The 25,924-nt window shown below is 41.2% G+C and carries 24 protein-coding genes; 12 read left to right on the forward strand and 12 right to left on the reverse strand.

What is annotated here, in order from left to right; genetic code table 11:
* Positions 1 to 359 precede the first annotated feature (359 nt).
* Entirely contained in the window at positions 360 to 1,838 is a 1,479-nt protein-coding gene (locus QJ048_RS09845; protein WP_282334171.1) for a PSP1 domain-containing protein, read from the reverse strand.
* Positions 1,839 to 2,115: 277 nt separating this feature from the next.
* Here QJ048_RS09845 and QJ048_RS09850 point away from each other — a divergent pair, with 277 nt between their 5' ends.
* From QJ048_RS09850 to QJ048_RS09875, 6 genes are all read left to right on the forward strand, one after another.
* Entirely contained in the window at positions 2,116 to 2,952 is an 837-nt protein-coding gene (locus tag QJ048_RS09850) for a UDP-2,3-diacylglucosamine diphosphatase (RefSeq protein WP_282334172.1), read from the forward strand.
* Positions 2,953 to 2,962: 10 nt separating this feature from the next.
* Positions 2,963 to 4,039, forward strand: a complete 1,077-nt coding sequence (locus QJ048_RS09855) for a glycosyltransferase family protein (protein ID WP_282334173.1) — start codon at positions 2,963 to 2,965, stop codon at positions 4,037 to 4,039.
* A 66-nt stretch (positions 4,040 to 4,105) separates the two neighbouring features.
* On the forward strand, positions 4,106 to 4,765 hold the full coding sequence (locus tag QJ048_RS09860; RefSeq protein WP_282334174.1) for a sterol desaturase family protein: 660 nt from the start codon (positions 4,106 to 4,108) through the stop codon (positions 4,763 to 4,765).
* 153 nt (positions 4,766 to 4,918) lie between these two features.
* A complete protein-coding gene (locus QJ048_RS09865) occupies positions 4,919 to 5,968 on the forward strand; it encodes a 3-oxoacyl-ACP synthase III family protein (protein ID WP_282334175.1) in 1,050 nt (349 codons plus the stop codon).
* Between the two features lie 236 nt (positions 5,969 to 6,204).
* Positions 6,205 to 7,557: a M20/M25/M40 family metallo-hydrolase gene (locus QJ048_RS09870; protein WP_282334176.1), complete on the forward strand. Its 1,353-nt coding sequence runs from the start codon at positions 6,205 to 6,207 to the stop codon at positions 7,555 to 7,557.
* Between the two features lie 171 nt (positions 7,558 to 7,728).
* Entirely contained in the window at positions 7,729 to 8,625 is an 897-nt protein-coding gene (locus QJ048_RS09875; RefSeq protein WP_282334177.1) for a diacylglycerol/lipid kinase family protein, read from the forward strand.
* A 3-nt stretch (positions 8,626 to 8,628) separates the two neighbouring features.
* Here the strand turns inward: QJ048_RS09875 and QJ048_RS09880 are convergent, their stop codons facing one another.
* The 3 genes from QJ048_RS09880 to serS all read right to left on the reverse strand — a co-directional run bounded on the left by QJ048_RS09880 (position 8,629) and on the right by serS (position 12,463).
* The gene (locus QJ048_RS09880) at positions 8,629 to 10,155 is read right to left on the reverse strand and encodes a M56 family metallopeptidase (RefSeq protein ID WP_282334178.1); all 1,527 of its coding nucleotides are present in this window, start codon (positions 10,153 to 10,155) and stop codon (positions 8,629 to 8,631) included.
* A gap of 5 nt (positions 10,156 to 10,160) precedes the next feature.
* Positions 10,161 to 10,523, reverse strand: a complete 363-nt coding sequence (locus tag QJ048_RS09885) for a BlaI/MecI/CopY family transcriptional regulator (protein ID WP_282334179.1) — start codon at positions 10,521 to 10,523, stop codon at positions 10,161 to 10,163.
* A 671-nt stretch (positions 10,524 to 11,194) separates the two neighbouring features.
* Positions 11,195 to 12,463 carry a serine--tRNA ligase gene (serS, locus tag QJ048_RS09890; RefSeq protein ID WP_282334180.1) on the reverse strand — a complete coding sequence of 423 codons (1,269 nt, stop codon included), beginning with the start codon at positions 12,461 to 12,463 and terminating at the stop codon, positions 11,195 to 11,197.
* A gap of 239 nt (positions 12,464 to 12,702) precedes the next feature.
* On the opposite strand from serS, the gene QJ048_RS09895 reads away from it, so the two are divergent.
* The 6 genes from QJ048_RS09895 to QJ048_RS09920 all read left to right on the forward strand — a co-directional run bounded on the left by QJ048_RS09895 (position 12,703) and on the right by QJ048_RS09920 (position 19,471).
* Complete coding sequence (locus QJ048_RS09895; protein WP_282334181.1) at positions 12,703 to 13,938, forward strand: M16 family metallopeptidase; 1,236 nt, start codon at positions 12,703 to 12,705, stop codon at positions 13,936 to 13,938.
* Between the two features lie 90 nt (positions 13,939 to 14,028).
* On the forward strand, positions 14,029 to 15,315 hold the full coding sequence (locus QJ048_RS09900; protein WP_282334182.1) for a M16 family metallopeptidase: 1,287 nt from the start codon (positions 14,029 to 14,031) through the stop codon (positions 15,313 to 15,315).
* A 15-nt stretch (positions 15,316 to 15,330) separates the two neighbouring features.
* Positions 15,331 to 16,389 (forward strand): acyltransferase family protein, encoded by a 1,059-nt coding sequence (locus QJ048_RS09905; RefSeq protein ID WP_282334183.1) that lies wholly within the window; start codon positions 15,331 to 15,333, stop codon positions 16,387 to 16,389.
* A gap of 57 nt (positions 16,390 to 16,446) precedes the next feature.
* Positions 16,447 to 16,788: a phage holin family protein gene (locus QJ048_RS09910; protein WP_282334184.1), complete on the forward strand. Its 342-nt coding sequence runs from the start codon at positions 16,447 to 16,449 to the stop codon at positions 16,786 to 16,788.
* Between the two features lie 130 nt (positions 16,789 to 16,918).
* Positions 16,919 to 18,916, forward strand: coding sequence for an alpha-ketoacid dehydrogenase subunit alpha/beta (locus tag QJ048_RS09915; RefSeq protein WP_282334185.1), 1,998 nt, complete (start codon positions 16,919 to 16,921; stop codon positions 18,914 to 18,916).
* 258 nt (positions 18,917 to 19,174) lie between these two features.
* Positions 19,175 to 19,471 (forward strand): hypothetical protein, encoded by a 297-nt coding sequence (locus QJ048_RS09920; RefSeq protein WP_282334186.1) that lies wholly within the window; start codon positions 19,175 to 19,177, stop codon positions 19,469 to 19,471.
* Positions 19,472 to 19,631: 160 nt separating this feature from the next.
* Here QJ048_RS09920 and QJ048_RS09925 read toward each other — a convergent pair whose 3' ends face one another.
* The 8 genes from QJ048_RS09925 to QJ048_RS09960 form a co-directional block, all read right to left on the reverse strand.
* Complete coding sequence (locus QJ048_RS09925) at positions 19,632 to 20,024, reverse strand: ApeI family dehydratase (protein WP_282334187.1); 393 nt, start codon at positions 20,022 to 20,024, stop codon at positions 19,632 to 19,634.
* A gap of 163 nt (positions 20,025 to 20,187) precedes the next feature.
* Positions 20,188 to 20,811 (reverse strand): flexirubin biosynthesis protein LolB2, encoded by a 624-nt coding sequence (gene lolB2 / locus QJ048_RS09930; protein WP_282334188.1) that lies wholly within the window; start codon positions 20,809 to 20,811, stop codon positions 20,188 to 20,190.
* The gene (lolA2, locus tag QJ048_RS09935) at positions 20,789 to 21,424 is read right to left on the reverse strand and encodes a flexirubin biosynthesis/transport protein LolA2 (RefSeq protein ID WP_478355506.1); all 636 of its coding nucleotides are present in this window, start codon (positions 21,422 to 21,424) and stop codon (positions 20,789 to 20,791) included. Before lolA2 ends, lolB2 begins: the two co-directional genes overlap by 23 nt.
* Complete coding sequence (locus QJ048_RS09940; protein ID WP_282334190.1) at positions 21,417 to 22,190, reverse strand: polysaccharide deacetylase family protein; 774 nt, start codon at positions 22,188 to 22,190, stop codon at positions 21,417 to 21,419. The genes lolA2 and QJ048_RS09940 overlap by 8 nt, the downstream gene beginning before the upstream one ends.
* Positions 22,184 to 23,218, reverse strand: a complete 1,035-nt coding sequence (locus tag QJ048_RS09945) for a beta-ketoacyl synthase chain length factor (RefSeq protein ID WP_282334191.1) — start codon at positions 23,216 to 23,218, stop codon at positions 22,184 to 22,186. Before QJ048_RS09945 ends, QJ048_RS09940 begins: the two co-directional genes overlap by 7 nt.
* Positions 23,219 to 23,246: 28 nt before the next feature.
* Positions 23,247 to 24,368, reverse strand: coding sequence for an acyltransferase family protein (locus tag QJ048_RS09950; protein ID WP_282334192.1), 1,122 nt, complete (start codon positions 24,366 to 24,368; stop codon positions 23,247 to 23,249).
* Positions 24,369 to 24,438: 70 nt separating this feature from the next.
* Positions 24,439 to 25,635 carry a beta-ketoacyl-[acyl-carrier-protein] synthase family protein gene (locus QJ048_RS09955; RefSeq protein WP_282334193.1) on the reverse strand — a complete coding sequence of 399 codons (1,197 nt, stop codon included), beginning with the start codon at positions 25,633 to 25,635 and terminating at the stop codon, positions 24,439 to 24,441.
* Between the two features lie 25 nt (positions 25,636 to 25,660).
* Complete coding sequence (locus tag QJ048_RS09960) at positions 25,661 to 25,918, reverse strand: phosphopantetheine-binding protein (RefSeq protein ID WP_282334194.1); 258 nt, start codon at positions 25,916 to 25,918, stop codon at positions 25,661 to 25,663.
* Between the last annotated feature and the right edge of the window lie 6 nt (positions 25,919 to 25,924).

Raw genomic sequence — 25,924 nt, forward strand, 5'->3', positions numbered from 1 at the left:
TGAACGATAAACTATAATCCTTCTGGGTCCTTTTTAGATTACCACTCTTTGTTGCTTTCATTGTATAAGTCAACTTTTGTGTCAACTTATTTCAGGACGAGGCACATTATAAAAGCTAAAGGTTCCGAGTGATCGGGACCTTTTCGATTTTAATCTTTGATAGTTAATCGCCAGAGGCGATAGAATAATACATCAAAGCTGGAAGCTTTGAGGAGCAGCACTGCACAATTCATTTCGGGCCGCCGCTCTGCGAGGCTTTCAGCCTCGCAGTTTTATTCTGTTGCCTCTGGCAACAACAAATGCAGAAAAGCAAAAGGGTCCAATTTCTTGAACCCTTTTTACTTTTTATTTATCTCTTTTTATTTCTTCTCTCCGCCTTCTTGTGGAGGCTGCTGAGGAGGTCGGTTTGGTCTTTTTTGATGATGCTGCCTGTTGTGCTGAGGAGGTCTTTGCTGCGGATTTTCCTTCTGCGGTTGTTGTCCCTGTCCCTGCGGCGGCCTTTGTTGCTGGTTTCCGCCTTGCTGCTGCTGAGGCGCCGGTCTTTGACCCTGGCCTTGTTGCGGCGGTCTCGGCTGCTGAGGAGGTCTGTTTGGTTGCTGCGGCTGTTGCGGCTTACCTTGTGGCTGTTGAGGTTTCCCTACGGAGCTTCTTTGCTGCGGATTGTTTCCTCCTTGGCCCTGCGGCTGTTGAGGTTGGCGCTCGTTTCTGCTCTTGTTGTGGTGCTGGGAAGACTGTTTTTTCTTCCTATCATTTTTATCAAGGCTTTGCAAACTGATCTGACCAACTACATCTACAAACTCAGGTTCTACTTCCTTCACTTTGGAACTGGTAACCTCAACTACTTCCAACTCATCAGGCACAATGCCCTGCATATTCAGAGATCTGATTTTCTTAACCCTGTCAATAGCTACCGGATATTGTTTTGTACTGTCGGGCAATACATACCACATCAGGTTTTTGAAAATGTCTTTCTTAATCAGGATCGCATTTCCTCTTCCCACCTGTAAGGTATCTGCATTTTCAGGGAAATGCTGCAATGCATCAAGATATGTATCCAGCTCATAGTTCAGACAACATTTCAAACGCCCACATTGGCCGCTGAGTTTTGTCTGGTTGATGGAAAGGTTCTGATAACGTGCCGCCGTAGTATTTACGCTCTTAAAATCTGTGAGCCACGTGCTACAGCAAAGTTCGCGACCGCAACTTCCTACACCACCTACTTTTGCCGCTTCCTGGCGGGCACCGATCTGGCGCATTTCCACCTTTACTTTGAACTCTCCGGCGTAAACTTTAATAAGTTCACGGAAGTCAACACGATCATCTGCTATGTAAAAGAAGGTTGCCTTTCTGCCATCGGCTTGCATTTCCACCTGGGAAATTTTCATGTTCAGCTTTAGCTGTTTTGCAATAGCTCTTGAACGGATTACCGCTTCCGGCTCCCTTGCTTTATTAATGTCTCTTACTTCAATGTCCCTGTCGGAAGCGCGGCGAAGAATTTTTTTCATATCGGGATCAAACTCGTTCACACCCCTTTTTTTCATTTGCAGGCGCACCAGTTCTCCCGTCATTGAAATTTCTCCCACATCAAATCCGCTCACTCCTTCAACAGTTACATTCTCACCTTTTTCAAAGTGCTGTAAAGTTGTATTTCTAAAAAAGTCTTTGCGACTGCCATTGTTAAAGCTGATCTCGACCACTTTGCAAGCGCTCTCAACATCTGCAAAGGGGAGATTGGCAAGCCAGTCGTGCACATTCATCCGGTTACAACCTCCTGAACTGCATCCGCCATTGCTTTTGCATCCGTTCGGTTTTCCGGTACCGCAACTACCACATCCCATGTATATATAGGTTTACGAGTATTAAAAAATTTATTTCAAATCCGGCAAATCAATCAATAATGTATTTTACCAGGACATATTTTACAAATATAGGCCAAATAAGCAAGTGTACGGTGTTAGATGTACGGTGTACGAAATTCGTCTGGATGCTACCCTTTAAAGTATTTTGTACACCGTACTTCGTATATCGTACATCATTTGCAGCAGTTAACCTTTTCTTAATCACCGCTTAATACAGGGGTAATATGTTATAAGCAATTTTGGAAAACCGAAAGTCATGGAAAAGCGTTCTGTAGATGTTGCCGTGTTGTCCGACCTGCATTTAGGCACTTATGGCTGCCATGCTAAAGAGATCCTCAATTACCTTAAAAGCATCTCTCCGCAAATCCTCATTTTAAACGGCGACGTAATCGACGGCTGGCAATTCAGCAAAAGATATTTTCCTGCAGCACACATGGGCGTTATCAAAGAAATTATGAGTTTGCTGAGCAAGGGCACCCGCGTAATTTACATTACCGGCAACCATGATGAAATGCTTCGTCGCTACAGCGACATTCAACTTGGAAACTTCCAGCTTACAGATAAGGTAGTTATCGAGATCAATAATAAAATGACCTGGATCTTTCACGGCGATGTGTTTGACAACACCACGAAAGGGAGCGCAAAAATCCTGGCAAAATTGGGCAGCAGTGGATATGGCTTGCTCATTCTACTGAACAAATTTGTGAACCGTTGCCTTAAATTGATGGGTCGCGAACGCGTTTCTTTTTCCAAAAAAGTAATGGAGGAAGTAAACAAGGCGGTTACCAAAATCAATGACTTTGAACAAACAGCTGCAGAACTCGCGATCGAAAAGAAATATGACTATGTGATCTGCGGACATATTCATCAGCCGCAAAAAAGAGTAATCGAAACGAAAGACGGAAGTGTAATGTACCTCAATTCGGGCGACTGGGTAGAAAACCTTACCGCTTTGGAATATTACAGCAACGACTGGCACATTTATGAATACGATCACGCCAAGTTTGAAAATACCAAACACGAACACTCCGAACCTACGCTGAACGTAGTAACTGACGACATTCATTTTTATATAAACTCCTTAGCTATCTAAAACCCATTCCATGAAAATTTTATACGCAGTGCAGGCAACGGGAAACGGACACATTAGCAGAGCCACGCAATTACTTCCTTACATGGAAAAGTATGGTGAGGTAGACGTGTTCCTAAGCGGCAGCAACTGCGACCTTGCAACAGATCTTCCTGTAAAATACCGCAGCAAGGGAATGAGTTTCTTCTACAATAAAAATGGCGGCCTCGACTATTTGAAAACCGCAAAACATGTAACTACAGGTTTAAAGCGTATAATTTCCGAAGTGCGTTCTCTTCCTGTTGATAAATACGATGTTGTTATAAATGATTTTGAAAGCATCACATCCTTATCATGTGCGTTTAAAAAAGTTGCTTCAGTAAATTTTGGTCACCAGGCATCTTTTCAATCTCCGTTTGTGCCACGTCCTGCTAACAAAGAGTTCGTTGGTGAAACCGTTTTGAAAAACTATGCACGAGCTTCACAATACATCGGCCTACACTTCAAAAGCTATGATGATTTTATTTTTGAGCCAGTCGTTAAAAAAGAAATTCTTGAAGCAAGTCCCGTAAATAATGGACATATCACGGTTTATTTATCAGCTTATCATGATGAAGTATTGATAAAATATTTCCGCCAGATCCCTCATGTTCGTTTCCACGTGTTTTCGAAACAAGTGAAACAAAAAATAGTTCAGGATAATGTCACTTTTATTCCGGTGCAGCAGGCGGCCTTCAATGAAAGTATGATCCATTCAATGGGAGTCATTACCGGCGCGGGTTTCGAGACTCCTGCAGAGGTTATGCATTTGCAAAAGAAGCTAATGGTAATTCCCATCAAAGGTCAATACGAGCAATACTGCAATGCAGCAGCTCTTGATGAGTTTGGTGTAAAAGTTCTACAAACGATAGACGGCGACTTTGTTGCTCATATCAATCAATGGCTCGAATCTTACACTTATGAGCCTGTTAGCTACACAAATGTAATTCCTGAAGTATTGCAGCATTTATTCGAAAGTTATTCTCCGGAGAAACATCTGGCGTTGAACGTGTTACCCGATTTCAGGCAGGTTTTGGCGAAACTGGGCCTAATAAACATCAGCTTCGATTAATATTGGTAGGGTTTTTGGCTATTTGATATTTACTATTTTTGTAGAAGGTAATAAAAATCATTAGCTATGAAGTTTGACAAAATTAAGAATAAAGGACAGGCACGGTTGTTTGAAAGTCAATACCTTGAAATGCTTACCAAAACACACCCTTTGGTGATTTGGGGCATGTACATTCCGATTATTGGTTACCTATTATTTCACGCTCACACAAAACTTGGTTTCGATATAACAACACTGCTGCTGGTATTTTTTTGCGGCTTGTTTTTCTGGACTTTTTTTGAATATCTCGCTCACCGTTTTTTATTTCATTTTGTTACAGAAAATCCTAGAACACAACGCTTCGTTTATGTACTGCACGGCAACCACCACGAATATCCAAGAGACAAGGAGCGTTTGTTTATGCCGCCGGTTCCAAGTTTGATTTTAGCTTCTATTATTTTTTCTCTTCAGTACTCAATACTGCGCGGTTACACATTTATGTTCTTCCCTGGTTTTATGTTGGGCTATCTTTTGTACGGCTCTATGCACTATGCTATTCACGCTTGGAACCCTCCGTTCAAATGGATGAAACCATTGTGGAGAAACCATCACCTGCATCATTACAAAAATGATCACATGGGTTATGGTGTTAGTTCTACCATTTGGGACCACGTGTTTGGTACTATGTTCGATCTTAAAAAAGAAAAAGAAGATAAAGAGAAGGTGAAGGATTTGATGTTTAAGTAATTGAAAGTGGAAAATTGAAAATGATATTGAAAGCCCGCGAGTAATTCCGTGGGCTTTTTCTGTGCAGGAAGGGCGAATGCGATTCGTCCCTACATTTTCAACTTTCAATTTTCAATTCTCTACTATCTTTGGTTTCAATTAAAACGATTGTAAATGCAACACTCTAAAATAGCCGGAATAGGAATGTATGTTCCTAAGAATGTTTACACGAATACAGATCTTACCAACTTCATGGATACGAGTGATGAATGGATACAGGAACGTACGGGTATCAAAGAGCGCCGCTATGCCGACCGCACTGGAGAAACGACAACTACGATGGGGGTTGAAGCAGCGAAAATTGCTATTGAAAGAGCGGGTATTACTCCACAGGATATAGACTTCATTGTATTTGCAACATTGAGTCCGGATTATTATTTCCCCGGATGCGGTGTGCTTGTACAAAGGGCTTTACAAATGAAGGAGGTAGGTGCACTTGACATACGCAACCAGTGCAGTGGTTTCATCTATGCATTGAGTGTGGCGGATCAATTCATTAAAACGGGTATGTACAAAAACATTCTTGTTATAGGCAGTGAGAAACATTCTTTCGGAATGGACTTTACTACAAGAGGTAGAAACGTAAGCGTAATATTTGGTGATGGTGCTGGAGCGGTTGTACTGCAACCAACTTCAAAAGAAGGACATGGCATCTTAAGCACGCATTTGCACAGTGATGGTGGTGACGCAGAACTTTTGGCAATGTTCAATCCGGGAACGCATTCAAATCATTGGCTGGATAAAAAGCTCGCAGACTACGATGAAGCGGCTATCGGAGAAACATTCATGAGCCATCAAATGATTGACAACGGACAGAATTTTGCCTACATGGATGGTCCCGCTGTTTTCAAAAAGGCTGTGGTGAAATTTCCTGAAGTAATTGGTGAAGCGCTTGCTGCAAATAATCTGAAACCTTCAGATATTGATATGCTGGTTCCTCACCAGGCAAATTTGCGCATTGCGCAGTTTGTTCAACAAACACTAAAACTGAGCGACGATAAGGTTTATAACAATATTCAAAAATACGGCAACACCACCGCGGCATCTATTCCCATTGCTTTATGCGAAGCATGGGAAGCTGGTAAAGTAAAAGAAGGCGATTTGGTTTGCCTTGCTGCATTTGGTAGCGGATTTACATGGGCGAGTGCGCTGGTGCGGTGGTGAGAGAGCACGCAGATGACGCTGATTAGACTGATTTGCACGGATTTTTTCCTAATTGGAGAAATTGTGAGCTACTCATCCGGTAACTCAAAGAAGAAAGTTATCACCTACCCAACCATTAGACAAGGATCCGTGTAAATCCGTCTAGTCCGTGTCATCCGTGTGCCATCAATCTGCAATTTCAAATCATGAAAATCTGCGTTCCGTTCTCTACTTTTATCCAACCTAAATTGATCAACATGAAAATGCGACTCCTACTCCTGTTTCTTCTTTTTATTTCATCACATACTTTCTCTCAAACCATTATTCAAAAGGATCCGCAGATAGAGAAAATGCTGAAAGATGTTTCTTCGGACTCGCTGAAATCTTATATAACCAGGCTGGTAGGTTTTGGAACCAGAAACACGCTGAGTACACAAACCAATCCCAAAAGAGGAATTGGCGCTGCAAGGCAATGGGTGCTTAGTCGCTTCAATGAATTCGCAAAACAATCGGGCGGAAGAATGACTGCTTTCATTGACACTACCACATTACAAAAAGATGGACGCAGAGTTGATACCACTATTTTACTGGGCAACGTTGTAGCAACACTAAAGGGAACCGATCCAAATGATGATCGCATTTTTATCATCAGCGGTCATTTGGATAATATGCGCACCGATGTAATGGATCGCAACGGAGATGCCCCTGGCGCAAATGATGACGCCAGCGGAACAGCCGCTGTAATGGAGTGTGCAAGGGTAATGAGCAAAAACGCTTTCCCTGCAACAATAATTTTTGTTGCCGTTAGCGGCGAGGAGCAAGGGCTTCTTGGATCAACATTTATGGCACAAAAAGCAAAAAAGGAGAATTGGAACATTGAAGCGGTGCTGAACAATGATATCATGGGCAGCAACAACAGCAGCGAAACAAACATTACTGATAACACAAAGGTGCGTGTGTTTAGTGAAGCATTTGAAGTAACTGACACAGGAAAGTCTGCATTAAACATTCGCAACCTTGGTTTGGAAAACGACGGCAAAGCAAGACAACTGGCGAGATATGTAAAAGAAATTGGCGAACGCTACGTTGATAATCTTCAAGTGATGATGATCTATCGCAATGACCGGTTCTTAAGAGGCGGCGATCATTCGCCTTTCGTACAGCGTGGTTATGCTGCAGTACGCATCACGGAGATGAACGAAAACTATTATCATCAGCACCAGGATGTGCGGGTGGAAAACGGCATTCAATATGGCGATCTGGTACAGTATATCGATTTCGAATACCTGCGAAAAAACACCTGCATGAACCTCAGCAATCTTGCCAATCTTGCTAAGTCACCTTCCATGCCGCAGGAAGTAAGAATAGATGTAAAGAAACTTACCAATTATACAAACTTAAGCTGGAAAGTACCAAAGACCGGTAAAGTGAAAGGTTATTATATTTTGATGAGGGAAACAACAAGCGCGGTGTGGCAGAAAAAAATTTTTACCGCCGATTTAAAAATAGATCTGCCTTATTCAAAAGACAATTATTTCTTTGCGGTTCAATCCATAAGCGAAGATGGCAACGAAGGATTACCGGTGGTACCTGTCCCTGCGGGACGATGAGATTGAACGCAGATTTTCATGACTGTCAAGATTTGTTATGATTTGAAAATTGGTGGCTTTTATTTTATCAATACTCAGATTCAAAAAAATCTTGACCAATCATGAAAATCATGACAATCTGCGTTCTTTCTCTAAACTTCTGCGTTCCTATCATTTCCCTACATTTGCCGAATGACCCGCAAAATCATATACCTCGTAAATCCTATTTCCGGTACTAAGAATAAACAAAACCTTCCGGAGCTGATTGCTGCTAAAACAAAGGCGGCAAAGATTCATTTTGAAATTTTACCAACAGTTGCCAGCGGCGATTACAAGTTTGTAAAGCAAAAAATTGAAGAGGAGAAGATTACTGATGTGGTGATTTGTGGTGGTGACGGCAGCGTGAATACTGTGACGCAGCAGTTATATACTACAGGCGTAAATTTTGGCATTGTTCCTCTTGGTTCGGGTAATGGACTTTCAAATACGGCGAAAATTCCAAAGGATTCTGCAAAGGCGCTTGACATTGTGATTAAAGGACATGCGACTTATATAGATGCATTTACCATCAACAACGAATTTTCCTGCATGCTTTGTGGCATCGGCTTTGACGCGAAGGTGGCGCATGATTTTGCGCAGCAAAAAACACGCGGATTGTTGACCTATGTAAAGGAATCTTTCAAAAACTTCTTTTCTGCAAAGCCTTATACATTTGAGTTGACGGTGAATGGTGCGAAATTTAATACACAGGCGTTTTTCATCAGCATTGCCAATAGTAATCAGTTCGGCAATCAATTTACCATTGCACCCAAAGCCAGTCTCAGCGATGGTTTGCTGGATATTGTAATTGTTCCGTACATGAACAAAGTTGTTTTGCCGCTGGCGGTTTTGCAGCAGGTAAAAACAGGAAAGATCACTTCTGAGAAAGAAATTAAAACGCCGGGCATTACTTATTTTCAAACATCGAAAATCAAAATAAAAAACGTTTCCCATGCTCCGCTTCACATTGATGGAGAGCCAAAGGAAACGTCTTCATCTTTTGATATTAAAATAATTCCTAACTGCTTTAAGTTGTTGCAGCCGGCGTAGGCGCTAAGGCGTAAGAGATGCCGGATTGATTGTTTTTTTTGTTACGATATCTATTACTCCGTTTTTCCCTTTGTCGCCAAATTTTTCAATGGCAAGCGAGTCTTTCCACACAGTGATAGATTCAATGTTATTCGGATTAATAGTTTTAAAGTCTTTTTCATTAATTTCTTTGCCGTCTAGAATATAGAGCAGGGTTGATGAATTGATTAAACTTCCTGATTCATCTTTCTTACTCATAACAATAATAGTGTTGGCAGTAATGGTTATGTCGCCGTTAGTTATGGAAACTTGCTTGGCTGTGTCTGCGCCTTTATCCGGCGTCTGTTGCGAAAGCGTGATATTGTGATTGGTTGCGGTGTTTATAACTGCAGGTTTATTGATGTGCTCTTTTTTCATAGTAACATCTACTACGCCGTGCTTACCTTTTTCGCCAAATTTTTCAATGGCTTTTTCGCCTTTCCATACATCTATGGATTGGATATCATTGGGATTTACTTTGTCTATATCTGCTTTAGTGGCTTCCCTACCGTCAATATAATAAATGGGGTTCGCCTTATCCAAAGATATGCTGCCTTTCCTTGCAGTATCCACCGAACCTCTTTTTGTGGGAGTAATGCTCGTATCTTTTCCAGACTTAATGACGCCTGACTCTTTAACATTTTTTGATCGAAACGCCACCATGCCAAGCGTTGCAAGCAATACAAACAAGGCTGCAATGCGGCGGATATATGAAAACCTCGGGTCTTTAATTTTTGTGACCATTGTAATTCTTCTTTTAATGGATGAATGAAAAAATTGATTGGTGATATCGAAACGTCCGGACGAATACGCGGTGGTTAATATGAGTGACGCCAATACAGATGCGTCATTGTTTCCTATACTTTTTTTATCGGCGATAAACTCATGTATGATGGTCAGCTCTTTTTTAATGAGCCAAAAAAACGGATTGATCCAAAACACACTCAGCACCAATTGCATGAATACTTTGTCGGCACTGTGTTTTTCATGCACATGAACCAGCTCATGTTTCAATATTTGCTGGCCTTCCGTTGATTGAAGATTGATGTCTTGTTTCCAGAAAATATTTTTGAAAAAAGAGAACGGTGCTTGCGATGCATTGGTTTGGTAAATATTAATATCGCTCTGCTCTATAAAAGTCGATCTTCTTTTTAGTGAATGAATTTTATACAAACTGACGATGAACAGCGACAAAAAAACAATTGCAACGACGCAGTATGTTCCGTAAACCATCAGGTTAAAAAAGGAAACGGATTGTGTTTGGTTTTTAAGCAAAAGCAATTCAGAGGCACTTACCTTATAAACCATTTGCCCAACCGCATTTGAAGTTTCATTAAAATCAAATATTGGTATATACAGCAGTGGGAATGTGATAGAAAAAATCACTGTTAACAGCAAATAGAACCTGTTCCACTGATGAAACAATTTGTTTTGTAAACAGGCATAATAGTATGCCGTCAGTATGCCGGAGCAAATGAGCATTTTGAGTAAGTAATAGGCAATCGCTGTCATGGTCTTTACTTTTGTTTTTTCAATTGCTGCAACAAGAGTTCGAGATCCTTTACGTCTATTTCGTTTTCTTTTACAAGGAAAGAAAGCACGTTGTTAACTGAGCCATCAAAATATCCCTGCACAAGCTGCTTCATTGTTTGTGCGGAATAATTCTCCTTGCTTACCAGTGGGTAGTAGCTGTGCTGCCTTCCGAAAACTTCAATACCAACAAACTCTTTTTCTACCAATATTTTAAGAATGGTGGCAACAGTATTAGAATGCGGCTTGGGCTCTGGCATAGCTTCCACAACCTCTTTCAGGAAACCTTTTTCCAGTTTCCATAAAACCTGCATTACCTGTTCTTCTGCTTTTGTAAGTGACTTATTCATATAAAAGATTCGTGACATAAAGATATAAACTAATTCTTTAGTTATACAACTATTTTTTTAGTTTTATTTTGAAGGAGCACGCTGATGACGCTGATTAGACTGATTTGCACTGATTTTTATTTTGATTTTCAAGGTGAATGTGATAGACACTCGTTAGATGGAAAAATCAACTACCGAGGAGTTCTCGGTAGTTGATTTAATGAGCTAGGTCTAAAAATGGCAACTGTCAAGAATTACTTGACAGTTCAACTGCAGTGAGTCGTGTAGACACCATAGCAGTTAATGGAACGCGAACCGAACATCTTTCGCTTCGCGATATTTAACATGCTGCCCCCTACGGGGCTGGTATTTGGATCGCTGAAACGTAATATTGGCCTACTAACGTGTCGCCCCGCCGGGGCTATAAGAAACACTCGGGGACGCCAACTAGCCCCAGCGGGGCGACACGTTAGTAGCACAGAAAAAGAAAGAATTTGGAACACAAGAGCCAGCCCCGTAGAGGCGACATGTTAAATGTCATCTGTTCTTTGAACAGATAGATCTTAGGTTAGCGACTATTGTAAACTCACGAACCGTGTATTCGGATATTCACATTTCCATCCGTGTGGTCTGTTAAAACAAAAAAACGGAAAGCTCTCGCCTTCCGTTTTTACATTTATCTCTTAATGATCTTATTTAGAAATTCCTTCCGCGCCAAAATATTGATGGAGCGCCTTCGGCAAATTAATTCCACTTTCTGTTTGATTGTTTTCCAGCAAACAAGCTACAATTCTTGGAAGGGCTAATGAGCTTCCGTTCAGCGTGTGCACCAACTGAGATTTTCCGTTGCCATCTTTAAAGCGGCATTTCATCCTGTTTGCTTGGAAGCTTTCAAAATTACTCACAGAGCTTACTTCCAGCCATTTTTCCTGTGCTGCGCTGTACACCTCAAAGTCATAGGTCAATGCGCTTGCAAAACCCATATCACCACCACAAAGCGCCAATATGCGATAAGACAGCTCAAGTGTTTGCAACAGTTTTTCCACGTGTGCCACCATTTCCAAATGCACATCGTAGCTTTTTTCAGGGTTTACTATTTGTACTATTTCAACTTTATCAAACTGGTGAACACGGTTCAAACCACGCACATCTTTACCAAAGCTTCCGGCTTCTCTTCTGAAACACGCAGAAAATGCGGTCATCTTAATCGGCAATTGAGATTCTTTCAGCATCTCATCGCGGTAAATGTTCGTTACCGGAACTTCAGAGGTTGGGATCAGGAACAAGTTGTCTTCTGTCGCATGATACATTTGCCCTTCTTTATCTGGCAACTGGCCCGTGCCGTAAGCAGACGCTTCGTTTACCAACAATGGCGGCAGATATTCTGTGTACCCTGCAGCTGTATTGAAGTCAAGGAAATACTGCACCAACGCACGTTGCAACTTTGCACCTTTGCCTTTATATAATGGGAACCCGCTTCCTGTAATTTTTGCACCTGTTTCAAAGTCTACCAGGTCGTATGTTTTAATAAGATCCCAGTGAGGAACAGCGCCTTGGAATAGCGCAGGTTTGCTGCCGCCTTCTCTTACTACCACATTGTCTTCCGGCGTTTTTCCCGGAGGAACTTTTTCCGATGGCAGGTTTGGCAGCTGATAAAGAATCTTTTCAATTTCTTTTTCTGCCTCCACCAATTTCGAGTTGTCCTGTGAGGTTTTCAGCTGCGCTACTTCCTGCTTTTTTGCTTCTGCTTTTTCCTTTTCGCCTTTGGCCATTAACTGGCCAATTTCTTTGGAAGCAGCATTTACTTTTGCCAAAGCCTCGTCCAACTCAAATTGATACTTTTTTCTTTTTTCATCCCATTGCAGTAACTCATCTACCAGTTCCGGCTGTTTAAAATTCTTTACTGCCAGTCTTTGCTTTACCAGTTCTGCATTTTGACGAATAAAATTAACCTGTAACATCTCCAAAAAATTTGTGGCAAATATAAATAAAGAAGGCATAGTTGTTGTGCCTTCTTTAATCCCAGCTATTTTGAAACTCCTATTGTTTATCCGTTTTCAGATTCAAACTTGTGTTGATTACCAACTTTCAATCTGCTCTAAATCAGTCCACAAACCGCCTTCTACAAATTTTCTACCATTGGCACACCCCCACATTAATTATATTGCACTCCATTTCAATTTTAAAAGGAGACTTTCCCATGATACAATTTGATCGTTTTTCACTGGCCAACGGGCTTAGAGTGTTGGTTCACGAAGACCATTCTACCCCTATGGCGGTGGTTAATGTATTATACGATGTTGGTGCAAAAGATGAGAGTGAAAGCAAAACAGGATTTGCCCATTTATTTGAACACCTGATGTTTGGTGGAAGTGTGAACGTGCCAAGCTATGATGATCCGCTGCAACTGGCGGGTGGCGAAAACAATGCTTTTACCACCAATGACCTTACGAATTACTATTGCCAGCTTCCCGCGCAAAACATAGAAACAGCTTTCTGGCTGGAAAGTGATCGCATGCTGAGTCTTGCTTTCAGCAAGAAAAGTCTCGAGGTTCAGCGCAAAGTGGTTTGCGAAGAATTCAAGGAACATTATATCAACAAGCCGTATGGAGATGTTTGGTTCAAGATGCGCGAACTGGCATATAAAGTACATCCGTACAAATGGCAAACGATTGGCAAGGAACTGAGCCATATAGAAAATGCAAAGATTGAAGACGTAAAGAACTTCTTCTTCAAACATTATCGTCCTTCGAATGCTATCCTTGTTGTTGCCGGCGATATTACAACGGCGCAGGTAAAGGAACTAGCAGAAAAATGGTTCGGAGACATTCCTGCCGGAGAAAAATACGAAAGAAATTTGCCACAGGAACCAAAGCAAATGGAACCTCGCAGGCTTGAAGTAAAAGCGAATGTTCCGCTGGATGCATTCTACAAATGCTGGCACGTGGGTTCAAGGCTCGATAGCACTTACTACGCTATGGACCTGATCACAGAAATACTTGGCGGTGGCGGTTCTTCAAGATTGTACCAGGCATTGGTGAAAGAAAAGAAATTGTTCAGCAATATCGACTGTTATCATTTCGGGTCTACAGACGCGGGCCTACTTGCTATCGAGGGCAAACTTGTGAAGGGCGTAAAATTGCAGGATGCCGAAAAAGCAGTGGAAGAGGAACTGACGAAAATTAAAAATGAAAAAGTTTCGGAAAGCGAATTGGAAAAGGTGAAGAACAAAACAGAGAGTGCAATCGCTTTTGAAGACATGAGCGTTATGAACCGCGCAAGCAGTATTGCTATGTACGAACTGCTAGGCGACGCACAGCTAATGAATACCGAACTTTCAAAATATCAAGAGGTAACAATAAGCGATATTCAAAAACTGAGCAACGAAATTTTCGACGAGAACAATTCAAATACTTTATACTATTACGCTAATTGAGTTATAAGTTGTAAGTAATAAGTTCTGAGTGTAGCACAGCAACTTCACTACTTATCCCTTACAACTTAAAACTTATAACTCACAAAACATATGGCAAACAGAACAATAGCCCCTAAAATAATTGATCCGGTTGAATTTGACCTGCACTTAAAGCCTTACGAAAAGAAGACGCTTGACAACGGTATTGAAGTGTATGCAATCGATGCAGGAGCAGAAGAGGTTTTGCAAATAGAATGGGTGTTTTTTGCAGGCAACTGGTATGAGCAGCAAAACATGATTGCGGCCACAACCAACTTTTTACTTAAAAACGGAACGGCTTCTAAAACGGCTTTTCAGATCAGTGAGCATTTTGAATATTATGGTGCTTATTTGAATCGCGGCTGTTATAATGAAACGTCAACTATTACGCTGCATTGTTTAAACAAACATATTGAGGAGCTTTTGCCTGTGGTGCAGGAGTTGATTACAGATGCGACTTTTCCCGAGGATGAACTAAAGCTTTACAAACAAAATAATAAACAGCGCCTTTCTGTTAACCTGAAGAAATGCGATTTCGTAGCGAACAGGCATATTGATGAATATCTGTTTGGTATTGATCACCCTTACGGGAAATATAGCTCTGCAGAGGCTTATGATGCGGTAGAAAGAGATCAGTTGAAAGCATTTTACGATCAGTTTTATCGTCATGGCAAATGCATTTTGTTTGTTGCCGGTAAGATTCCAGCGAACCTGTTTGCGCAGCTAAACAAATACTTTGGCAGCCTGCCGCTTAACAATAAAACGTTACCGGAAGGCGCACATCCGATTGTGCAATCGTCAAATATTGGCTCACCGATTCGTCTCTCAAACGACCCGGAAGGCGTTCAAGGTGCGGTGCGTATAGCAAGACCATTTCCAAATCGTCACCACCCAGACTTTTTGAACGTACAGGTTTTGAATACTTTATTTGGTGGTTTCTTTGGATCGAGGTTGATGAACAATATCCGTGAGGACAAAGGTTACACATATGGCATTCACAGTTATTTGCAGAATCATATTCATTCTTCTGCGTGGATGATTACAACTGAAGCCGGCAAAGATGTGTGCGATGCAACAGTAAAAGAAGTATACAAGGAAATGAAAAAGCTTCGTGAAAAACTAGTTGATGACGAAGAATTGTTGCTCGTGAAAAATTTTATGATGGGTTCTATTTTAGGAGACCTTGATGGACCGTTCCATATCATAGGAAGATGGAAAAATATTATTCTCAACGATCTTGATGAGAGCTATTTCTACAATTCTATTCGCGCCATCAAGTCTATTACCCCGGCAGAATTGCAGGAGCTGGCTAATAAATATTTACAGCCAAAAGAATATTATGAATTAGTGGTTGTGTAGTATCTAAATTCAACAATGAAAAAAGTTTGGAACTGGTTAAATGGTCCGTGCGGTCTGGAAGAAATTATTGTTAGCCGACATAAAAATAATTTTGATGCAATACGGCACTTAGCCGCGTTAATAGTTATATACGTTCATTGTACTTTGTTTGTAGGTCCTGTAGGATATGCGGGAGCTTTCGGTGTTCCGGTGTTCTTTTTCTTAAGTGGGCTGCTTGTTTCGCAAAGCTTTGAAGCAAGCGGCACTGTCAAAAATTTTATCTGGCGCAGGCTACTAAGAATTTATCCCGCGGCTGTTGTTGTGATTTTAATTTGTGCGCTCGTTATGGGTCCAATAATCACTTCGCTTACACCTGGCGATTATTTTAAAAGCCCTGTTTTTTTCAAATACATTTCCTCTGTTTTTCTGGTCCAAATCCATTTTGATCTCCCTGGTGTGTTTGAAACCTCTCCTATAGAACGATCCGTTAACGCTTGTTTGTGGACCTTGCCGCTTGAGATCAAGATGTATGTTTTTTCGCTGATGTGGGGTCTGCTCAAATTTCGCAATAAAAATGCGGTGTTGATTGCTATCACACTGTTCCTGATTTTTATTGGAACGGCATGCCCACAGCAGGCGGAGTTTTTTTTTCGTACACAAATTCATTTCACAAATTTTAAGATCTTTCCTTACGTTTCCGCTGTACCCATGTATCTATTGGGAATGTTATCCTACTCATACAGAGGTAAGATAGTGGTGAGGCCGTATTGGTTTTTCATTGGCCTTCTTTTATTTCTGCCATTTGTAGGATTGCCTTTTTTTGGATACGTGGTTCATATTTGCATTGCTGCCACTACCTTGGGCTTTACAGTGTTAAATATTAAATGGCTAAAAAAAATAACCCCAAATAGTGATTTTTCATACGGTTTGTATATTTACGGATATCCTGTTGAACAGTTATTGGCAAACTATGCATATCCGCATATAAAAGGGGCGTCTTTATTTCTTCTTATTGTATTAATTACATTTGTATTGGCTTTCTTATCATGGAACTTGATAGAAAAACGAGCGTTACAATTCAAGAATTATATATGAAATAAGCCTGTGCTTTTTCTATGAATGTGAAATCGTAAATTCATAAAAAAAACTCCCATGAACTTAATTCTGAGAATCATTATAAGTGCAGTTGTCGCGTTTGGCCTTTCGTATATTTTATCAGGAGTACATATTGATAAATTCACGACAGCACTATTGGTAGCAGTCGTCTTGGGAATATTGAATGCTATTATAAAACCAATCATTGTAATTCTTACTTTACCGATAACGATTTTTACTTTCGGTCTGTTTTTATTTGTCATCAATGCTGCCATCATTTTGATAGCGGCGAAATTTGTCCCGGGTTTTAAGGTGGATGGTTTTTGGTGGGCGCTACTGTTTAGCTTCCTGCTGTCGCTGATTACGTCTATATTCTACAGGCCTTCAAAAAATGAATAGCGTGAATAGTCAATCGTGAATGGGTAGCCTACAATTCAGTTTTGCACTATAAAAATTTGGAGACTCCCATTCACGTTTCACGATTCGCGGTTCACGCCTCACACCTCGCCACCACTCAAAACACTCCACCATGCATTTCCACAGAAAGGATCTCACTAACGAACAACTGATCGATTTTTACAAAAGCATTTTACTTCCGCGGATGATCGAGGAGAAGATGTTGCTATTGTTGCGCCAGGGAAAAATCAGCAAATGGTTCAGTGGCATTGGCCAGGAGGCGATTGCCGTTGGTGTTGCGCTTGCCCTGCAGAAAGATGAATGGATCATGCCGTTGCATAGAAACCTTGGTGTTTTCACCACGCGGAATATGCCGCCGCATAAGTTATTTATGCAATGGCAGGGCAACAAAGAAGGGTACAGCAACGGACGGGAAAGGAGTTTTCATTTCGGCAGCAAAGAGCATCATATCTGTGGTATGATCTCGCATTTGGGTCCGCAACTTGCCGTGGCAGATGGCGTAGCATTGGCGCATGTTCTAAAAAACGAAAACAAAGTGGCGCTTGCCTTTAGTGGGGAAGGCGGCACCAGCGAAGGCGATTTTCACGAAGCATTAAATGTGGCCGCCGTGTGGGACCTACCGGTTATTTTTTTAGTGGAAAATAATGGCTATGGTTTGAGTACGCCTGTTGATGAACAATTTCGCTGCCAAAGTATTGTAGATAAAGCAAAGGGCTATGGAATGGAAGGCGTGCAGATTGACGGCAATAATTTGCTCACCGTTTATGATACAATTAAGGGCGTTCGGGAATACTGTATTGAAAACAAAAAGCCTTACCTCATCGAATGTATGACCTTTCGCATGCGAGGGCACGAAGAAGCGAGTGGTATTAAATATGTCCCGCCGCATTTATTAGAAGAATGGGCCCAGAAAGATCCGGTGAAAAAGTATGAGGAATATCTTGTACTGGAAAGCATTCTGGCTTACTCACAAATAGAAGCGATAAAAAAAGAAACGAAGCAACATATTGAAGAAGAGCTTCACAAGGCAGAAGCGACAGAAGATTTTATAATTGATTCCGGTGTCGAGCTGAACGGCGTCTATGCACCAACAGCATCCAGCAATGACGTTCGTGTTTTGGAAAAAAATTCTGCGGAAGAGGATCAGTCAAAAGATATACGTTTCATAGATGCGATTCGTGATGCATTGGAGCAAAATCTTGAAAAACACGAGCACCTTGTTATCATGGGACAGGATATTGCAGCGTACGGTGGTGCATTTAAAATTACAGAAGGTTTTGTAGAAAAGTTTGGTAAAGCAAGAATACGCAACACTCCCATTTGCGAAAGCGCCATCGTGGGGGCCGCTCTGGGATTGAGTTTGGAAGGAAATAAGGCTGTGGTCGAAATGCAGTTTGCCGATTTTGTCACAATGGCCTTTAACCAGATCGTAAACAATCTCGCCAAAATTTATTACCGCTGGCAGCAAAATGCGGACGTTGTTATCCGTATGCCAACAGGTGCCGGCGTGGGCGCAGGACCATTTCACTCGCAAAGCAACGAAGCATGGTTTACCCACGTGCCGGGGTTGAAGGTTGTATATCCTTCCAATCCATTTGATGCAAAAGGCTTGCTCACTGCTGCGATCAACGATCCGAATCCTGTTTTGTTTTTTGAGCATAAAGCATTGTACAGGAGTATTTCCGGCAAAGTGCCTGACGCGTATTACCAGGTTGAGATCGGCAAAGCCTTTCATGTACAGGAGGGCGAGGACCTTAGCATTATCACTTACGGTTTAGGCGTGCATTGGGCAACGGAATATGCCGCGGAGAGTCATTTGTCAATCGACATTACCGACCTGAGAACTTTGCAGCCACTTGATTACGACGCCATTCGCGATGCAGTTAAGAAAACCGGAAAAGTGTTAATCCTTCACGAAGACACTTTGACTGGTGGCATTGGCGGTGAAATAGCAGCATGGATCGCTGAGCATTGCTTTGAGTGGCTTGATGCGCCTGTAATGCGTTGCGCTTCACTTGATACGCCGATTCCCTTCAATAAAGAACTCGAAAATAATTTCCTTGCAAAATCCCGGCTGGATGAGACTGTGCAGAGGTTGATGAAATTCTAGAGAAAGGAGCGCAAAAACCAGAACGCAGATTTTCATGATTGTCATGATTTATTATGATTTTCTAAAAAATGATGCCGCTGACTTGTTTTCAAGAATCCTGACAAATCATGACAATCATGAAAATCTGCGTTCTGTTTTATATCTGCGTTCCTTTCTCTAGCTTTACAGTGTCAACATAAAGTTCAAATTCCCCTTTATCCATTTCTACTTTACCTTGGCTCCGTACAGGAATATTTATTCATCTCAAAATTCCTGTTTATGTACGTAGTTCGTGATGTTTTCCGCTTGCAATTCGGACATTATAAAGATGTCAAATCTTTACTGAAAGAAGTTCAGGGAAAGGACTTCATTCCGAATGCCAAATCAATGAGAATGCTGACGGATTTTACAGGTGATTCTTACCGCCTCGTATTTGAAGCCGAATTCGATTCCCTTGCCTCATATGAAAAGGGCCTTCAATCCGGCATGGGAGAAAAAGACTGGCAAAAATGGTATGAACAGTTTAAACAACATGTAGTAAGCTCCTACCGGGAGATATTAAAAACCGAGGGATAGCTTCTATAGCACACAGATGACACGGATTACACGGATATTTTGCGAACAAGTGAATAACTGAATGTCATTCATTAGTCCACAAAGGGTTATTCGCAAGTTTTTATCAAGAAAAATCAGTGTAAATCAGTCTAATCCGTGTCATCTGTGTGCTATCAAATCCCTAATTACGTTCTGCCAGTTCAATTTGCCTCACAAAGCTTCCTTTGAATTTAAAGAAGCATTTGTCGCCGTTCACGAGTTCTGCCTGCAACGAATATTGATTGTTTTCGGGCAGGGTGTATTTTATTTTTACTTGTAACGCTTTTGTCTCAAGCGGATTGATCACCAGGAGGAATTTTAGGTCAAGCGCCTTGGCTAAATTGGTGCTAATGTCGAGTGCATCTTCCAACACTTCTTTTACTACTTGCATCATGCAAACTCCCGGCACAACTGGCTGTCCTGGAAAATGACCTTCGAATATTTTATGTTGTGGATTGAGTTCGATATCGGCAGTTATCAATTCCGGTTCAGAGTGCAAATGTCGTATGGTAAAAAAGTCGTTGAGTAAGATCATAAAACTAAAGGTAGAGAATGGAACGCAAAAAACAGAACGCAGATTCTCATGATTGTCATGATTTTTTATGATCCTTTTTTAAGAGTGTCGCTAAAACATTGAAATCAAATTCTAGATTATCTTGACAAATCATGACAATCATAATAATCTGCGTTCTTTGTCTTTATTCGTCCTTCAGCTTTTTCAATCCAATTTCGAAGCTGAACATTTTATGTGATACGCCTATGGTATCCGGCACTCCGTTCTCATAGTCTTTCATAATTACAGACACGATGGTTTTGCGGCTGGAGGCATTTTCTATGCGAAGTAATTCCTTGCAGGAAGGTTCGGTAATGTAGTAGTTGTAACCTTTGGTGGCAGTGAAGCGGTGATAGAAAGAGCTGTCTCTTGTAAATATTTTTTCGCTTTGCCAGTTCAGAGTGTTCATCAACACAAGTTCAAAATCTTTGCGCAGCGTTTTGATCACTGCTTTCTTGTTCATTTTATCAAAGACATAATGCGCAGTAAACGCGCCGTCTTTCTTCCATTCGAAATCGAAAAACTTAAATCCCATTTCATTGGAAAATAAAATGCGCATGCTGCTGTCCGGCATTTGTTTGATGAGCAGAATGCCGCTCAAGTGCTTGCCCACAACATCTACCTGCGTTTTGTACAACGCTCTTGTGAACTGCGGGGTGAATTTTTGTATACAGCCTTTTGTGTCATCGTTGGTGCTTTGCAAGCTTTTGTAAGAAGACTTGCAGGCAAACAAAATGCACAAGAAACTACTTAATAGTAAATAACGCATCAGGCAAGTTGGTGTTCATTTCCTTGTTTACAAAACTAATCGCGGTATTGTCTCCGGAAGGCTCAAGCATATCAATTTTGGAGACTGAGAAATCTTTTTTCGCGATCGTCATATCGATGTTCTTAAAAAAATCTTTAAGGTTTTTGCTTGTTGGCGTAAGCTCCACCAAATAGTTCTGCCCGCTTTCAAAGACCTTCATTGTAAAGTCCTTATTATCCAGGGCCGTACCTTGTATACAATCAACGGTTATTTTGTTGATCTGTTGAAATAGTTTGTTGGATTTTGTAGAGATCTTATTTTCCTTCTGGCCATCTTTGATATACACAGTGCTTCCGTTCATGATCATCAGGTATTGAAACGGCGACGTGTATTCCATGCGCACGAGATTTTCTTTTTTGAAGTAAAACTTTCCTTTAGAAGTAATTTTTTCTGAAAGCATGCTCAGGTTTTTCTCCTGTACAAAATCGCTTTTTATGCTTTGCGTTTTTTGTGCTGCAGCGGCAAATTGTTGCTTGAAAGAAGCGACATCTGTTACAGCTTTATAGCCCGGATACTGCGCTGACGCAGCGAGAGAAAACACAAAACCAACTATCAGAAAGAAATATTTATGCATATGCTTTTTCATTGATCATTTTATCGAGCCTTACAAATTCATATCCTTGCTTTTTCGCGAAGTTTATGAATTGCGGCAGTACCGCAAAGGTAGTTTTACTTGTGTCGTGAAGTAAAACAATGGCGCCCGGTTTTAGCAATTGTTGTAGTTTTTCCAGCAATTTAACTTCTTCTTTTATCACTGTATCCAGCGAACGGATGTTCCAGCCGATTGCTTTAAAATTTCCTCGTTTTAATGCTTTGTTCATTGGCGGCGTGGTTACCCCGTACGGTGGTCGGAATAATCTGGGTTTAAGACCGATAGCTCTTTCAGTTTCCGCATTCATTTGTTCAATGTCTGCCTGCATTTGAGGCGCCATCAGCATATCAAACCAAAAACCGTGTGAATAACTGTGATTGCCAATTATGTGTCCTTCTTCGTGAATGCGCTGCAACAGCGATTCATTTCCTGCAATTCTATTTCCAATGCAAAAAAATGTTCCGGGAACGTTGTGTGATTTCAATATGTCCAATATCGCAGGAGTATATTCAACTGCTGGGCCATCGTCAAAGGTTAAGGCAATTTGCTTTTTGGAGCTGTCGCCATCGCAAATTGTTTTCAAATAAAAATTGGAGCCTACATAATAAGATCCGTAAAACAATATCAACGAGTAAACGATAAATAGCAATATGTATACATGCCGCGGCATTCCATATTTCGTATGCAGATACACCAACGCCGCCAATACCAGAATGAAAAAAATATTCGTGTTTCTAAAGTTTAGCACGCTGTTACCAATTGTAAAGTGTGATGAATGTTTTGATAATGGTTGTAAATAAGTATGTGCTTTATGGTCTTGACCGCCTTATCCGAAGGCAATTGCTGATGCTTTGCAATATTAGCTGCCAGCCACAATGCGTAGGCACTTGATGTAGGAAACTCGCCGCACCATTGCTTATAGGAGATGCTGGTTTTATCAGAAAAAACATTTTCTTCCAATTGGCTGTACACTTTATCATTTTGCACATCACCGTTCTTTCCGTTGATTATTACATCGACATCATTTATTGACAATCCGTTTAAGGAGAGAAACTTATTGATGCGATCAATAATTGCATTACTACCTATGGGTTTGTAGAACATAGTAACGTCGATAAGTATGGCATAGTCATTTTCCGATGCTTTCTTATTCATCAGGAAAAAAACGGCGCCTTCACCTGCAATTGTACCTTTTGTATGTTGGGAAAAAAGTTCCTCTGAATTTGCAACATTATTTTTATACAGATCAAAGCGGTTCAAAATTTTGTGGCTCGCGTCGGTGATTTCATCTGCCGCGCCAACCAGCACATGCTCTGCATCGTTTTCATTCATCAGCATAATGGCATCCTGCAATGCGCTTTCAAAAGAAAAACCACGGTGCACGAAAGTATTGTTGTAGCAATGCGTTTTCAGCAGCAAAGCAATTTGTCCGGAAACTGTGTTGTGCGTGGATTGAATAAAGTTTGTCGGTGTAAGCATTGTTTCATTTTGCTCCACCAGTTTTTTCAGAAACACTCCAGTATCTTCCAGGCAACCATAGGCCGTGCCCATTGTAATTGCGTCTGGCTTTTCAAGACCTGCCTCTTTCATACATGCCATTGCAGCAGCAACGCCCATTTTTATGATGCGTCCCATACGCCTTGCAATGTTCGGGTTAACGAATTCTGTAATATCCGCATCTGCAGCCTTCAAATGGTTGCTGGTATATTCAACCGTTTGCGAAAGCTGATTGAAATCTGTTTGTGGTGATATATTGCCGAGGGCTTGTATGTACATTGGAATAAAAGTAATTAAAAAACGTTTTTCACGATGTTTTTTCCAGTTTGCTCTGCGCTGATCGCTTTTCCAGTTTTCCCTTCAGATTCAAAAAATAATTCTCGAAATATTTTTTCGAAAGATAGGACACCAACAGCACCGCCGGAATAACCACTATATAAAAAACAATGTTACTTAACACCGGATTTATTTGCACCAGGTATTTTTTCAGAAATAAAATAAGGGCAAAAATGACAAGCATGTGGTACATGTAAATGCCGTATGAAATTTCACCGAAGGTGGATAACAAACGGCTTTTGATTTTCAAGATGCCGCTATCTACGGATGAAACATCCAATATTAAATGCAGAAACAAGAAGTTGATGAAAAGTGCTGATACAACAGGCGTTTTGAAAACTATGTTCCAGATCGCATTGTCAATATTTGCATGGAATATCAAATACATGGCCAACGTAAAATACACTACAGCTTGTACGGGCTTCTTAAACAAAGCCAGTCGCTGTAATTTTTCTCCGTGGTAAAATAAAAAGTAAGCGCCTAAACCGCCAATAGCCATTGACTCAAATTGAAATATGCTTACCACATAAGCAAACAGTTCGCTGTGTATTGCGTACATCGAAAGCAAGGTCAGCAATATTTTGATGGCGATAACGGAGAGCAAAACAATCAGTATTCTATGCTTCAGTCCTTTGAAAAGGGGGGCCCAAATAAGATAGAAGACTTCCTCCACTCCAATGGACCAAAGTGGCTCCAGTAAATGATGCCCGAAAAAAAATGTTACAAGGCCGGGTAAAAAAAACAAAAAGTAAAACCATGTTTGCCCAAACGTATAGGGCATTGTATAATCTACTTTTAAAACATGGAACGCAAATGGCAATAATATCGCACCGATAAGTACAAGTAAAAAATATAGTGGCCAGATGCGGAGCATTCTTTTAATGTAGAATGTTTTGATGCTGATGGTTTCTGTTTTAAAACTTTCCTTCAATAAAAGATAAGTAATCAAAAAACCGCTTAGTACAAAGAAGAATGTAACAGCGTTGTTTCCATTTTTGAAAAGTCCGAGCCATTCAAGATTGGGCAGGCCATTTTTGTATTTGATGGCTTCGGAATGATGCATCAATACTAATAACGCGGCAAAAAATCTCAAAGGGTTTAGCCCCTCAAAAAAGGTAATACTCTGGTATTTGGTCATGGCCCTGTAAAAATAGGGCCTAGAACTATACTTTCGAAAAAATCAGTGACGAGCAATTGCCGCCAAATCCAAATGAATTTGACAATACGTTCTTTACGTCCTGGCGGATCAATTGTGTTTCCGGGGCAAATGGCTGGTCAGCTATTTGAGTTTCGAAGCGAAGGTTTGGATAAATAAGCCCGTGTTTAATAGCAAGTGAAGCGAACACAGCTTCTACGCCGCCGCTTGCACCCAGCGTGTGACCAGTGTACGCTTTCGTGGAACTTAGTTTGGGATAGTGCGGATCAAACAATCTTTTGATGGCGGTTCCTTCTGCGCTGTCGTTATTTTGCGTTCCGGTGCCATGAAGATTTATGTAATCGATGTCGGCTAATCGCAACCCGCTTCTTTCCAAAGCCCCTTTCATGGCGAGGTATGAACCTGTGCCATCGGGCGAGGAGGCGGTTTGGTGATATGCGTCGTTTGCATTGCAATAAGCGCTGAGTTTGCAGTAAGGTTGCTTGCTTAATGTTTTCATCACTCTTTCTGAAACCAGCACCACATAAGCCGCGCCTTCGCCCAGATTCAGGCCCTTTCTATTTTCATCAAAGGGTTTGCATGGTTCCTTATCTAGGATCATGAGTGTATTGAACCCGTTGAGTGTGAATTTTGTCAGCGCGTCTGCGCCGCCGGCAATGGCAATATCAAGAATGCCGTTCCTGATCAATCTCGCTCCATAGAAAATACTATTGGCGGAAGAAGAACAGGCAGTGCTTATGGTGGTGATATAATCCGTTGCGCCCAACTGCTCGGCTACAATTTCCGTTGCACTGCCGCATTCGTGATTCGCTATATCCCGCAATTTTCCTTTGGAAGTGTCTTGCAGAAACTCTTTGTAAAAATCTTCTGTTTTATCCATGCCGCCAACGGTGTTGGCGCTTATGAAACCAACTTTCCAATCAGCAATATTTTCTATTGCCGTATCAGCCAGTGCTTCTTTTGCTGCAATGGCGCTAAGCAACGCTGTTCTGGTTAATGATGCCGGCATTCCTGCCATCTCAGCCAGCTGCCTGTTGCTTTTTTTCACTTCGGCAACAGGCAACTCGTGTTTGTGGGCCGATTGCATGTAGCGCATTTCGGCAATGCCGTCTGCTCTGTTTTGTAGCGCATCAAGACATTCCTGTACATTGTTACCAATGGCAGAAATGATTCCCAGTCCTTGTATGTAAATGTTATTGCTCATTCAGCGCCGGCAGTCTTTAATATTATTATGCTGGTTTGTTTGCAGTAATGTATTCGGCCATTGTTCTTACAGATTGAAAAACTTTCGGGCCATCATCTGCATTGGTGAGTTTTATGTTGTACTCCTGTTGCAAAAGCACAATCAGTTCGAGGGCGTCAATGGAATCCAATCCAAGGCCTTCTACAAAAAGCGGTTGATCATCGCCAATGTCTTCAGGTTTCAAGTGCTTCAAATTCAGTTGTTGAATGATCTGTGCCTTAAGGTCGGCCATCAATTTTTCCATAAAAAA

Origin of the sequence: Pinibacter soli (genome assembly GCF_029961145.1) — a bacterium.
Classification (GTDB): Bacteria; Bacteroidota; Bacteroidia; order Chitinophagales; family Chitinophagaceae; genus Pinibacter; species Pinibacter soli.